The sequence below is a fragment of the Marinobacter sp. LA51 genome (assembly GCF_030297175.1).
Lineage (GTDB): Bacteria > Pseudomonadota > Gammaproteobacteria > Pseudomonadales > Oleiphilaceae > Marinobacter > Marinobacter apostichopi.
Window position 1 is genome coordinate 2,242,809 of the sequence record NZ_AP028070.1, and the last position, 12,712, is coordinate 2,255,520.

Consider the following 12,712-nt stretch of genomic DNA (forward strand, 5'->3'; position numbering starts at 1 on the left):
ACAAGAGGTTGTGGCACTATTGCCTTCTTTTGACTGGCGGAGCCCCCAAATGTTCTACACCACCGTGGCAGCACTGACTGCTGCCCTACTCGTGTTTACCTGGTTGGGGCTGCGCGCCCGTCTGGCCGACGGCGGCCTGGACGATTTCGTCACCGCCCGTAATACCCAAGGCGCCCGGGCATTGGGGCTTTCGTTTCTGGCCTCCGGCATGGGTGGCTGGATTCTGTTCGCACCGCCTGAAGTGGGGGCTCTGGTTGGCCCGGTCGCGCTGGCCGGTTACGCCATTGGCGCCGCACTGCCGTTCATTGTGTTCGCCTTCTGTGGGCCGGCAATCCGGCGTTTTCTTCCTGAAGGTCGCAGCATTGGTGAGTTCGCACAGGCCTGTTACGGACGTGGTGTGCGGCACTACGTCTCGCTGATTTCAGTGCTCTACATGCTGTGTTTTCTGACCGCCGAATTAACCGCCATTGGCGCAATCACCACCATGCTGTCGGGCATAAACGGCAATCTGGTGGTGTTGGGTGTCGCCATCACGACGCTGATTTACACCGCCTGGGGCGGGTTACGCGCCAGCATTGTGACTGACCAGTGGCAGGCGTTCCTGCTGATTGGCCTGCTGGCCATTGTCGGCTTTGTTGGGCTTGGACAACTCCCAGAACTATCGGCAGCGCGTCTACCCGATGTACCCACAGCCAGTGCCCTCAGCGTGGCGCTCACTCTGGTGATTGCCGTTACTGCGGCCAACCTGTTTCACCAGGGTTACTGGCAACGTCTCTGGTCAGCCCGGGATACCGGCAGCCTGAGTCGTGGTGCTGCCCTGGGCGGCATCATTACCGTTATCGTGGTCGCTCTGGTCGGCGGCCTTGGCATCATGGCCTCACTCAGCGGCACCGACCTGGGCAACCCACCAATCCCGTTCTTTGCCTTGCTGTCAGAGGCACCGGTCTGGCTTACGCTGCCGGCACTCATTCTGGCCATTACGCTGGTTGCCTCGTCGGTTGATACCTTGCAGAACGCCCTGGCCTCACTGGCGGTTACCGAGAAACGGGGCCTGTCATTGAACGCCGCGCGCTGGATCACCGTAGCGTTGATGGTACCGGTGGTACTGGTAGCACTGCAGGGCATTTCGGTTCTGAGACTTTTCCTGATCGCCGACCTGCTGTGTGCCACCGCCGTTCTGCCGGTGTTGATGGGTTTGTGGTCACGGATGTCGACGACAGCCGCCATTCTCGGCGGGCTGGCAGGTCTTCTGGGGGCAATCCTGCCCGGCTGGATTGCCGGCGGATCGGTGATGGCGGGTCTGGAAGCGGCCAGTTTCCCCGGCAGTATCCCAACCCTGATGCCATTTGTAGGCGCCCTGGTCGGATCCGGTCTGGTGAGTGTGGCGTTTGCTCTGACCCGGCCGAAAAACGACCGGGCCTGAGCAGGGAACAACGGTTGTCCGGCTCAGTCTCAGCTGGACAACAGTTCGATCGGGTAGCGGATCTTGGTGGTGTCGACGCCCGGACGAGCCCCGAAATCCACCAACCGCAAGCGGTTACAGATTTTGTTCTCAAGCGCCGGCGCATTGAGTGTCGATTCAACTACCGAGCAGCTGGAAACCCGGCCACTCTCCTCGATCACCAGCTCCGGTGTGATACTGCCCTGCAATGATGGTTTGCGCCGGAGTTCCCGGTTGTAAATGCTGTAAATTGCTGACTTATTGGCATCCATGGTGCGCCGCAATTCTTCCTTGCTGCGCACCTTCGAGGCCACCTGTTGCTGCTCACGTCGCGCTGCCTCTTTTGCCGCAGCTACCCGTTCAGCCTCTTTGACTTCCGCCCGCTGCCGCTCGGCCAGCGCCACCTGACGGGTTTCCCGCTGCAGTGCCGCCTCGTCCACCCCGGCACTTTTGCTGGTCGCCGTGGCTCGGGCCGCCAACGCGTCTGTGGTCTTGCGGGCGATCGGTTCAGCCGTTTTGGTCACCGGCGCGTCCAGTTTCACCGACTTCGCCAGTGAACTCAGTTTGGAAAGTTCATTGCCCATGGCCAGGATGCCGGTATTCCGTGCTTTCTCACGAGCCTTCTCAACCTCCTGAGGCTTGGGCTCAGGTTCGGGCTTTTCCGCCACTTCAGGTTCAGGCTCAGGTTCCGGAACCGCTGCCGGGGGTTCGGGAACCGGTTCAGGCTCGGCTACCTCCACCGGCTTTTCCTCCGGCTCTGGTTTTTCCGGCTCGGGCTCTGGCTCCGGTTCAGGCACTGCCGGTTTCGGCGGTTCTTTTTTCTCAATGATGAGCTTCGCCAGTTGTGGCGGCAGCGCCTCTTTCTCCGTGCGATCCTGCTCCGGCAACTCGATCCAGGTGACGTACCCGCCAAAGACGAGAAACAGCGGCAGCACCACCGACGCCACCGTCAGCAGGCGTTTCCGCTCGCCACGCTCGCGGTTCCAGGGGAGTCCATGCCGATAATCCATCATGATCAGGCCCCCTGCTCTGTGCGCTGGTTCACCGCCAGGGAAATGGCCGCGTAACCGGCGTCCACACAAGTGGACATGATCTTCTTCAGCAACTCATAAGGCAGTTCCCGATCCGCCAGGATGGTTATCGGGCGACCTGCCTCGGGCGCCGGTGTGCTGGAACGCCCGGCCTGGTAGCTGAGCTCTTCTTTCAACGCCGGCTCCACCTGGCCGTCAAAGGCCTGGAAACGGGCACGATCGAGCACTACCCGACCGTTCACCAGGATATCGCTGTCGGTCACGGTGAGCGCCAACACATCGTCCGGGCGCTGCTCCGCGGTGGAATCCGGCAATTTGATGGTGCTGTCCTGGTTCAGGACCTGCACGTCGGAGGACGAATTCACCATCAGGAAGAACACCAGGATGGTAAAAATGTCCATCAGCGACACCAGGTTCATCTTGCCCTGATTCTTGTTGCGCCGGTAATGACGTTTGAGCCTTCTCGCTTTTGCGGATTCTTTCATGAGCTCACCTCGCCACCCTTGGCCGTGCCAGCCTGCTCGGCCTGCACTGGCGCGTCACCCAGAGAGATATCCGGAAACAGTTCGGCTTCGACCACGCTTCCGGCCACCACTGCTTCGTACGACCTGACGGTGTCCATCACCGACACCAGGGTCTGATACGAGGTTTTCCGGGAGGGCATGATGATGACGTCTTTCTTGTCCGGGACCCGGCTCTTCAGTTCTTTCATAACGTCTTTCAGCAGCACGAAATCGTAGTCGCCCTCTTGCTCCGGGATGTTCTTGATTACCCCGCCCTGGTTATCGGCAACCACCAGGCGGTCATCGTAGATCACCACCTGAATCTGTAGGTTTTCCTTCTGTTCCGACGAGACACTGTCTCCGGTCGGAAAATTCAGCTCGAGCACGCTGATATGGGCGAACACCATATTCAGCAGCAGAACCGGCACCAGCACGATCATGAGATTCATGAACGGGGTGATGTCGAGATCCGCCTCACTCTGTAGCCTGCGATGCTTGCGTCTCATGGCCTGATGTCCTTTTTACTGGTTATCAGGCCACCGATCCTGCCGGTGCGGGATTGTGTGCTGCCGCGGGCGCACCCTGCGGTTGTGCCGGAGCACGCTGTCCTGATCCGTCGCTCAGGAGGTTAAGCACCTTGATGCCCGCCATCTCGAAGCTGTCCACGATTTCGTTGGTCTTGGTCTGAAGCAGTGAGTGAATAAGCAGCATGGGAATGGCCGACATCAGGCCGAAGGCTGTGGTGTTCATGGCCACAGAGATACTCTGGGACAGCAGACTGGCCTTTTGCGCCGGATCAGCCGCTGCCACCGCGGTGAACGCGGAAATCAGGCCGATGATGGTGCCCAGCAGGCCCAGCAGCGTGGCAATGTTGGCAAGAGTCGCCAGGTATTGGGTGCGCTTCTCCAGACGCGGCATTACGTCCAGCAAGCCCTCTTCCATCGCGTACTCGATCTCTTCCCGACCCTGGCGACGTGCCAGGCGCTGCAGGCCAAAACCAATCATGGTCGACATGGCGCTGCCGGATTCCTGGGAAAAGTTGAGCGCTCCTTTCAGATCACGCTTGGCGATCATCTGGTGCAGGCGATTGAAGTCGCGTCGGTTGGTCAGCTTCTGGGCTGACAGGTATACGTATCGCTCGATGGCTACAATGAGTCCGACGATCAGCACTACGGCTATCGGATACATAAAAAAGCCACCTTCCTGGAAAAAGCGAACGGCGGTATCAATCATTGTCTGGGCGCTCCATGGTACGGGTTTTGGATCAGTGTAATGGGTGGCTTCTGCAGAAGCCGTAAGTTCGCGAAAGACTTTGTTGCGGTTTGTGTTTGCTTGCGGTCAGCCACAGAAAATCTGTGATGCGGATCACACGAAATCTGGATTCAGGTTTCAGGGCTCAATGTCGTTGTCCCGCTCACTGCCCTGCTGGTCACTGAATGCCTGATGATACCGAACGAGGCGCTGAAACTCGTAGCGCTCAATCGGCGCAAATGCCTGGTCGACCATCAAACGCTCATCGGGCGCGCGCAGCTCTTCCACCTCCGGTGGTTGCCAGGGCACCAGATACATCACGGTGGGCACCTCCTGATCACCCCGGATTCGCGTTCCCTCAATGGTCACAATTCCGGACTCCTGGGCCAGGGCCGCGGCCGGAAGCAGCACCGCGACAACGGTGGCAATCAGGCGAATGGGCAGTTGCATAGGTCACTCACTCTGGTCGTGGCGTCAGATTTAAGAACGAAGTTAGAGTCGGTTTTTGGCATCAAAAATCCAGTCCTCCAGTCTCGGATTGGGATCCGTGGCCTGGCTTTGGTATTGCTCATACAGCGGCAGGGCATCCCCCGGACGTCCCAGATAGATATCCAGCAGGAACGCCAGGTTGAGCATGGCCGGCAGATGGTTCGGATCGGCGTCCAGCGCTCGCCGGTAATAGTCTTCTGCGGCCTCGAACTCTCCAGCCTCACGGGCAATCACTCCCAGGTGGTTGAGCGCCACCGGGTGGCTGTCGTCCAGAGTGAGCACGGCGTCGAAATGGGCGCTGGCCTGTTCGGTGTCGCCAGCCTCATAAGCAAGGATACCCAGGTTCGCGTGCGGGCCGGTGCGGGTTGGGTACTGCTCGGCCAGTTGCCCGAACCGGTCCCTGGCGGCCTCCAGGTCACCCTCCTGTTTCAGGGCGACCGCAGCCTGGAAGTCTTCAGCCAACTGCGCCTGCTGACCCTCGGCCTCAGGCGACGCCGGGGCGTCATCCTGGCCCGGGCTCAGGGCGCAGCCAGACAGGAGCGCCAGCAACATTGCCACGGTGATTGGTTTACCCCAGTTCATTGACCACCCCGGCAGTGATTTCCTGCTTGTTGTAACGGCCCGGCAGCAGGCGCTTCAGCGCGTCATAGCTACGCTGCACCCATTCGTCGTAAATGCCCTCGCGGGCGCGCCGGATGTTCTGCTCATGAATATCGATGGCGTTATCCTCAAACGGATACGCCTGCTCTTCCAGCAGCAACTCGTACTGGGCAAGCTCCAACTCACTTAAGCCGGGCGGCCGCTCCGATGCCATCAGATCAGCCCCCAGACGTCCGTAGATGTGGGCGATCTGATAGCCCGCCTCGGTTGAAAACGAGGACAGTCCGTAACTGGCAGTTTTCTGGTAAGCGTTGACCGCTTCCTCCAGCGCATTGGTTTTGGCCACCATGCTTTCATTCAACGGCAGGGTCAGGCTGATGGCGTCGTAGCGCTCCAGGGCTTCCCGCGCCAGCGTGGCGGACGCCGATGCCGCCAGCCAACGCATGCGGTCGTCGCTGGATTCCGGATTGTCATCAACAAACGCCATCTGCCGACGCAGCCAGGAGTCCCGACGAGTAATGTCTCCCTCGGCCTGGTAAAGCTCGGCCAGGCGGTTGGCAGCCTCCATGTAGGCATCCGCCGGCTCCGGGTAGACGTTGGCATACTGTCGCCAGGTATCGATGGCCTTCCCGGTGTTACCCGCCTTGTCGTACAGCTCTGCAGCAATCTGCAGGTTCTGCCGCTGCTCTTCCGGTGTCGATGCCAGCGCAACCATGCGTTTGAGCTCATCGCCAGCCTGTTCCCACTGTCCGGTTTCCCGGTAAGCCAGGGCAAGCTTCGGGGGTACTGTGTCGATCAGTTCATGCTCGGGGAATTCGGCCCGGAAAGCCGTCAGTACCGAGATCGCTTCATCCCAACGTGCGGCGGTAACCAGCAAGGACGCAGCGTCGTATTCGGCATTGGCCCGCAACGCGGATTCCGGCACGGCTGCGCCGACCCGGAGGTACTCGCTCACCGCTGCGTCCACGTTACCCGCTGCCGCCAATTGCTCAGCCTGTCGGAACACTGCTGCCGCAAGATTTTCGCGTACGCTGGCGCGGCGCTCGTCGGTGTCGGCCATAGCCACGAGCGCATCCCGATAGGCCTGCTCCGCTTCGGCATAACGCTCAAGCTCAAACAGACTGTGTCCGGACAACAACAGCGCCTCGGTGATCAGCTCTTGCCTGGGTGCCGGTTGCCAGGCCGCCAGGCGACTGGACATAGCCACCGCGTCTTCCCAGTTTTGGTGAGCAAACTCCCGTTGCAACGCGATGTAGAACACGTCCGGAGCCCGCGAATCAGCCGGGAAAGCATTGGCAAACCGCAAACGATTCAGCTGCTGCATATCCTCGTAGCTGTCTTCAACGTTCTGCTGCTCCGTTGCCGACTCGGCCTGCCAGGTCCGGGCATATTTGCGGTAGGCCAGAACCGAGGCGTAACCCGCTTCGGCGGCCCGTGCCGGCGGCTGTCCCTCGTACGGGAAATCGTAGGCCACGCGCTCGAACGCCTCGATGGCCGAGGCCCAGTCTTCCAGTTCCAGGTAGGTTTCGCCGAGCAGGAACAGACGTTCGGGCGTTCTTGGATGGCTCGGGAACGTTGCAGCAAATTCTGAGTAATAAGCCGCCGCCCGGTAGTAATTGTCGCGCGCGCCGGTTTCGGTTTCCGCCTCACCCGCGAGCAGGTAGTGGCGATCCGCCAGCTCGGGCAACAACTGCTCCAGCTGTTCCCGGATGTAGGCCAGCGTGTCCGGCTCAGCATTGCGCCAGTAGCTGCTGTAAAGGCCGTAGTTGGCGACGAATTCGGCCTTGCGCTCGGGCAGTGTCCGTTCGAAGCCGGCGAGTTCGAGCGTGGCAATGATGTTCATGTGGTAACGAGGCGCCCAGCGACTGCCGGGATGGTCTTCAATGAAGGCCTCGTAAACGTCGATGGCGTCCGAGTACTGCTCCCGCTCCAGGAGCAAGTTGCTGTAGCGGTCGTAAATGAGGATTTCGTAGGGCCGACTGCCGGCCTGCCGGAACAGCGCCTGCAGGGTGTCAGCGCCCTCGAGGTAAGACAGGGACAACCCAAACACCCGGAACAGGTCCTCAATCAGGGTTTTGTTGCGTTGATCAATGTCCTGAACCGGCTGGCCTTCCGGCAGGACCCGGTCCAGCACCTCGATGTAGCTGGTCAGAGCGAGCCGGTACTGGCCCTGCTTGAACTGACTCCAGCCGCGCATGTAGTAGGCGTTAACCAGGAACGAAGGATCAGTCTGCTGTTGCTCGCTGGTCTGGGCCACCTGATCGAACGCCTGCTCGGCCTCGTCGTAGCGGCCGTTGATGAACAGCAGGTCGGCCCGCCGGAACTGGGCTTCGGTCCAGTACGAGGAGTCCGGGTAGCGTTCAACCAGAGTATTGAGTGCAGCCAACTGCTCAGACGTCATGCCCCGCAGCTCCCAGGCGCGGGATAGCTGATAGTAGATCTGATCGTTACCGGCACGATCCGGATATTCACGGAGCAGGGTCTGATACGCCTCGATGGCGTCATCCAGCTCGTCCTGAGCCGTGTCCGCCATTTTCCGCTCGGCACGGGTGAACTCAAGATCCGCCAACCGATGGCGAATGGTCACCTGCTTGCGTGGGTCCTTCACCAACGGCAATAGCGATCGATAACTGGCCATCACGGTTTCCAGAGACACCGGCTCAGCACTTGCCGACGCGGACTCCAGGCCTACGGCTGCAGTAGGTTGCCCCGCTTGGGGGTCGGACGCAGCAGCGATGGCGCCAATGGTCCCCGCCCGCATTTCCGGCGTTGTTCCACCGCCGCCCATGGGCCACGACAGGCTTTGACAGCCGGCCAGTGCTACCGCCAGCGGCAAAACGGCCAATCCGCGCAGGGGCACAATCCTCGAGACTTTATTCATCCCCGGACCCCTGTCTGCTTTGGAGCTGATACAGGCGGTCGGCCAGGCGGGCCTGGGCATGACGCGACGCCACCCGATAGCCACGCAGCTGTTTACGCTGCACCAACAAGGCCTGATCCACCCTGGCCATCATTCGGCCCCGGGCCTCCGACAAGGCGAGTTCCAACTCCTGCCGCAGGCTTGTCAGCTCCTTTTCCCGCGCCGCCAAGCGATCGCTCAACCGCTGATGCTGTTTATCGTCGGCCATCAACGTCTCGATGGTCTGACGTTGCGACCTGAATTCCGCCATCGCCGTGTCCAGTTCCCGAAGCTGTCTTTGTGCAGCCCAGCGATTCACGCCGTAGTCATCCACGATCATCCAGTCGAAATGAGCCTGCATCCGCCGATACTGGGCACGCTGACGCTGGGTGCGCTCGTCGTTGGGCAAGGCCGCCAGGGACTCGGCAACGCGGTCAAGCCTGGTTCTCAGTTCTTTTTGTTCGGCGGTCATTAGGAATTGGTAGTCTTCCCGCGCCAATGCCTCGGTAATCTGCTGCCGGTACTGCTGATGCTCCGCCGCCCACTGATCGGCTTGTTGCTCGGCCAGTGCCTGCCGGGTGGCCTTGATCCGGGCCGTGCGTTGCATCTGGCGGGTCTCCAGCATCAGCTCAAAGGACGCCAGTTGCTGCTGCCAGTCATCCAGGAAAGCTTGCATGCGATAGAGATCGTGCAACTCGCTAAGAGCTTGCTGAAACGACTCCGTTGCCAGGATTTCAGACAAACCAAAATCACTGGGCATGACCTTCAGCCGCCCGTAGGCATCGGTCATCTTGCCGTCGCCGTCCTGCTGGAATTCCAACCGGGCCATCAACGAGTCTTCGGTCAGCGCGGTCCGGGCCGTAACCAGTTTCGCCTCTAGTCGTTCATATCGGTCGGCGGCTTCGCGGAAAGCTACCAGCGCCTCTGCCGGTCGATTCATCTGCTCCAGCAGATAGCCGCGGGCGTAGGGCACCTGTTGCAACCAGGGGCTGAACAATTGCCGCGAGGACAACACGTTAACCGCGTTCAACGCCCGAGCCATCTCACCCTGCCCGGCTGCCGCAACGGCATACTCGAACAGCGCCCGATCGGAAAATGGCCCCTCCGCCGAGAGCAATTCCAGCGTTCTGAAAGCCTCATCAAAGCGACCGTTCGCCAGGTAGATTCGCGCCAGCGACAGCCGGCTTTTTTCCATCAGCGCCTGCTGTTCCGGGCTATCTTCAGAGCTATCGCCGGCTTCGGCTTCCATCTGCCGGATCAGCTCCGCCAGAGTGGCAATCGCCGCTTCAGCATTGCCATCAGCAAGCTCCGCCATGGCAGTGTTGTAAGTAAGGTAATGAGCCCAAATGGCATTGGGGTCGAGCTGATCTCGAAACTGGCCAATGGCGTCCGGGTCAGGCTGACTGGCCAGTTGCTCTGCCAGGCGGGCCTGCAGATACAGCCATTCCTGGTAGAGTCCAGGTTCGCTGGTTTCCAGTGTTGCACCGTCGACCCGGTTCAGATTGGCTTCCGCAAGCTGGTAATCGGCCTCCAGATACAGCACCTTGCCGAGATAGAACCAGGCCTGGTTGCGAACCTCAGGCGACAGCGCACTGCCCTTGCCATCGCCCCCCAACAGTCTGGTGAACAGCTCACCGGCCTCACGGGTCATGCCATAAGACAGCAACAGGCCGCCTTCAATCAGGGCGGGATGGTCGCCATGGCCCTGAATACCGCCTTGTTCACTGGCGACCGACAGCTGGGTCAGCGCATCGAAGGCCTGGCCCTGGTGGTAGTTGTACAGCACCCAGCCATAACGAAGATCCTGAACCCGTTCCGGCGCAGGCTCATCCGCCCACCCAGGCGTACTCGCCATCAGCCACAGACAGCTAACCGCGACCCAGACCGAACGTTTTCTGGCTAAGATGCCCGCTTTCAATGCCACAGTTCAGTTCACTCCCCAGCTCAATCCCACGCCACTAGTCCCACGCCTCTAATCCCAGGCCAATATGGACACGGTGGGTTGGTAGTCGGAGGAGCGATCCTGCACCCGGATTTCCAGTGCCGCCGTGCCGGTGCCCTTTTCGAAATCGAGGGTGGCCGCCTGTTTGTAGGCGCGATTGTCTGGCCCGATGCCTTCCACAAACGCCGTCACTTCGTGGTTTCCGGTCTTCAGGTTGCCCACGTACAGACGCTGCATGCCACCTCGCTCAAGGGCCTGAACCTGGCGCTCGGTGTAGAGGTACGATGCCACCACTTCCCCATCAACCTTGAGCTTGACCGCGTCCAGTTTCAGGAACTGGCCTGTGTCGACACTCACGAACACCGCAAACTGAGTACTGGCGGGGAACAACAGGTCCTCTTCCAGAATGAACAGATCCCGATTAAGGCGAATGACCTGTTTCTTCAAGGATTCGACACTCTGGGCTACGGACTTGTCGTCGGCATTGTCGCCGGACTGGGCCAGCGCCGGGCCCGAAATCAGAACAGCGCAGCCGGTTGCCAGAGCAAGAATGAGGGACTTTAGTGGTTTCACCATGATCAGTGTTCCTGCCAACTCAGTATTCAAGAATCAAGGACGCGCGCGTAACCAGCGCATCGAACGAATAAAGCGGTTCTTCCCCGGGCAGGAAATCGCCCTTGGCGGTCACGTCCCGGAAATCGTCGTATTCGAAGTTCAGCCAATCCAACAGCAAGCTGAACTGCAGCCGTTTGATGCCAGGCAGCGAGGTCTGCTTCCACTCATAAACCGCACCGGTGCCCAAGGTGGTGCCCGACAACGTACTCAGTTCCTTGTCCCTGGCCAGGTGGGTTTGGGAGTTCTCGAACTCGTACAGATCGCTGTAGAAGTCAGCCGCTTCCTGGGTGTAATAACGGACCGATCCTTCCAGGGTCCAGCGATTGTTCAGGGCATGCACATAGGCCAGTTCAACGGTATGGGCATCGATACCCCAGCTGTCCGTGAAATAACGGTACTCGCCGCGAATGGAGGCCCGGTATGGCAGGTAGTACAGGGCTCGGGTCGCCACCGAGGTGCTGGTTCGGGTCTCCGGGTAGCGCTCCGGCTGATACAAGAATGACGTTGAGTCATTCGGGTCCCGGAAGCGGTTCTGGCGGTAGGGATTCTGAAGAAACCCCTCATCGGACACCACTTCCAGATCGATCCCCAGCAGGCTGTTGCGGGTCAGGACCTGGCTCAAACCGAGTTGGTAATTCCGTCGATCGGCTTCTTCACTGAAGTTGTCGTTGCCAACCCGGCCTACGTCGTCCCAGCCATTGGCGTAGCCCATGGTCACGGTAGACATGCCGCCGAAGAATTCCTGACTGACCGAGAAGTAGACGGTATTGGCTTCGTAGTCGTTTTCCGAGCTGTTGGTATAGCCCAGGCTCAGGATGGCGTCTTCATGCAGGTAATCCACGCCCAGTGAATATTCATCCCGTTCTTCCGTATAGGGGCTGGCCGTGGCCAACACATCCACCGACGCGGCGGACACCGAGTCCACGTAGTACTGGCCGGTAAACGACACCTGCGGCCCGGCGTTTTTTCGCACCAGCACTGAGGGCCCATCGATCACCATGCCACCACCGTCGTAGCGGTGGTAAAGCATATCGACGTTGTCCTCGGGCAGGGTCGCGGCCGAGACCAGAGGCGCAGCCAAAGTCAGCAACAACGCCAGTAGCGGCGCCAAGGCATAGCGAATTCGGCTCGCCTCAGTTACAGCCACAACCACCTCCAGAACCGCCCTCGGAGCCACGCGCCGATTCCCGGGCCTGATAGACATGGTGCATATAAACGTCGGCCTTGCCGTGCCGGCTCAGACTCATCACCGGGTCCGCCAGCTTGTCCCGTTCATAGGGTTTCACCCAGGGTTTGATGTCGCTGCAGCCCGCGGTCGACATCAGCACAAGCACCAAGCCCAGGAGCATCGTCAGAGATACACCACGCATAACGTTCACCCTGTCTCCGTTAACCCTTTCCCCGTTCACTCTGTTCCCTTTAACCCAGCCCCAGCTCACTCGCGCACCAATTCCCGAATCTGCTGCTCGTAGTCGTCCTCATAGCCCGGCTGATAACCGTAATGCACGTATCGAGCGTTGCCATTGCGGTCGATCATGACCGTAGTGGGCATGGCCTGGACCTCGTACAGCTCACTGACCCGGCTCTCGGGGTCATAGAGAATCGGGTAGTCCACCGGCACGGCATCCAGAAACCGCAGAGCTTCGTCCCGGTTCTCATCGACATTGACCGCCAGGATGGTAAAGCCCAGATCCTTGTACTGGCTGTAGATGTCGTCCATCAGCGGCATCTCCTGCCGACAGGGGCCACACCAGGAGGCCCAGAAATTCAGCATCACCACTTCGCCGCGGTGGTCTTCCAGGCGCAGGTTCTCACCGGACCGGCTCTCCAGGGTAAAGTCCGGCGCCGGAACGTTGATGGCCTCGGCCTGGGCCATCATCGCCAGCCCGGTGAACGCCATACCAACCGCCAGCAAGGGCAATAATCTGGTCATATCAAGAG

General features: G+C 60.1%; 13 protein-coding genes. 1 reads left to right on the plus strand and 12 read right to left on the minus strand.

Features of this window, described 5'->3' with window-relative positions:
* Positions 1-49: 49 nt before the first annotated feature.
* The gene (locus tag QUE89_RS10315) at positions 50-1,423 is read left to right on the plus strand and encodes an SLC5/6 family protein (protein WP_286220013.1); all 1,374 of its coding nucleotides are present in this window, start codon (positions 50-52) and stop codon (positions 1,421-1,423) included.
* A 29-nt stretch (positions 1,424-1,452) separates the two neighbouring features.
* Here the strand turns inward: QUE89_RS10315 and QUE89_RS10320 are convergent, their stop codons facing one another.
* From QUE89_RS10320 to QUE89_RS10375, 12 genes are all read right to left on the minus strand, one after another.
* Entirely contained in the window at positions 1,453-2,454 is a 1,002-nt protein-coding gene (locus tag QUE89_RS10320; RefSeq protein WP_286220014.1) for an AgmX/PglI C-terminal domain-containing protein, read from the minus strand.
* A 2-nt stretch (positions 2,455-2,456) separates the two neighbouring features.
* The gene (locus QUE89_RS10325; RefSeq protein WP_203300507.1) at positions 2,457-2,957 is read right to left on the minus strand and encodes an ExbD/TolR family protein; all 501 of its coding nucleotides are present in this window, start codon (positions 2,955-2,957) and stop codon (positions 2,457-2,459) included.
* Positions 2,954-3,481 carry an ExbD/TolR family protein gene (locus tag QUE89_RS10330; RefSeq protein ID WP_286220015.1) on the minus strand — a complete coding sequence of 176 codons (528 nt, stop codon included), beginning with the start codon at positions 3,479-3,481 and terminating at the stop codon, positions 2,954-2,956. The genes QUE89_RS10325 and QUE89_RS10330 overlap by 4 nt, the downstream gene beginning before the upstream one ends.
* A gap of 25 nt (positions 3,482-3,506) precedes the next feature.
* On the minus strand, positions 3,507-4,208 hold the full coding sequence (locus tag QUE89_RS10335; RefSeq protein ID WP_286220016.1) for a MotA/TolQ/ExbB proton channel family protein: 702 nt from the start codon (positions 4,206-4,208) through the stop codon (positions 3,507-3,509).
* Between the two features lie 156 nt (positions 4,209-4,364).
* Positions 4,365-4,676 carry a hypothetical protein gene (locus QUE89_RS10340; protein WP_286220017.1) on the minus strand — a complete coding sequence of 104 codons (312 nt, stop codon included), beginning with the start codon at positions 4,674-4,676 and terminating at the stop codon, positions 4,365-4,367.
* A gap of 42 nt (positions 4,677-4,718) precedes the next feature.
* Positions 4,719-5,297 (minus strand): tetratricopeptide repeat protein, encoded by a 579-nt coding sequence (locus tag QUE89_RS10345; RefSeq protein WP_286220018.1) that lies wholly within the window; start codon positions 5,295-5,297, stop codon positions 4,719-4,721.
* On the minus strand, positions 5,284-8,196 hold the full coding sequence (locus QUE89_RS10350; RefSeq protein WP_286220019.1) for a tetratricopeptide repeat protein: 2,913 nt from the start codon (positions 8,194-8,196) through the stop codon (positions 5,284-5,286). Before QUE89_RS10350 ends, QUE89_RS10345 begins: the two co-directional genes overlap by 14 nt.
* Complete coding sequence (locus QUE89_RS10355) at positions 8,189-10,138, minus strand: tetratricopeptide repeat protein (RefSeq protein WP_286220020.1); 1,950 nt, start codon at positions 10,136-10,138, stop codon at positions 8,189-8,191. Before QUE89_RS10355 ends, QUE89_RS10350 begins: the two co-directional genes overlap by 8 nt.
* 48 nt (positions 10,139-10,186) lie before the next feature.
* Complete coding sequence (locus QUE89_RS10360) at positions 10,187-10,732, minus strand: AraC family transcriptional regulator (protein WP_286220021.1); 546 nt, start codon at positions 10,730-10,732, stop codon at positions 10,187-10,189.
* Between the two features lie 19 nt (positions 10,733-10,751).
* Entirely contained in the window at positions 10,752-11,918 is a 1,167-nt protein-coding gene (locus QUE89_RS10365; protein WP_434784066.1) for a DUF3570 domain-containing protein, read from the minus strand.
* Positions 11,905-12,141, minus strand: a complete 237-nt coding sequence (locus QUE89_RS10370) for a DUF4266 domain-containing protein (RefSeq protein WP_203300501.1) — start codon at positions 12,139-12,141, stop codon at positions 11,905-11,907. Before QUE89_RS10370 ends, QUE89_RS10365 begins: the two co-directional genes overlap by 14 nt.
* Positions 12,142-12,206: 65 nt before the next feature.
* Entirely contained in the window at positions 12,207-12,704 is a 498-nt protein-coding gene (locus QUE89_RS10375) for a TlpA family protein disulfide reductase (RefSeq protein ID WP_286220022.1), read from the minus strand.
* Between the last annotated feature and the right edge of the window lie 8 nt (positions 12,705-12,712).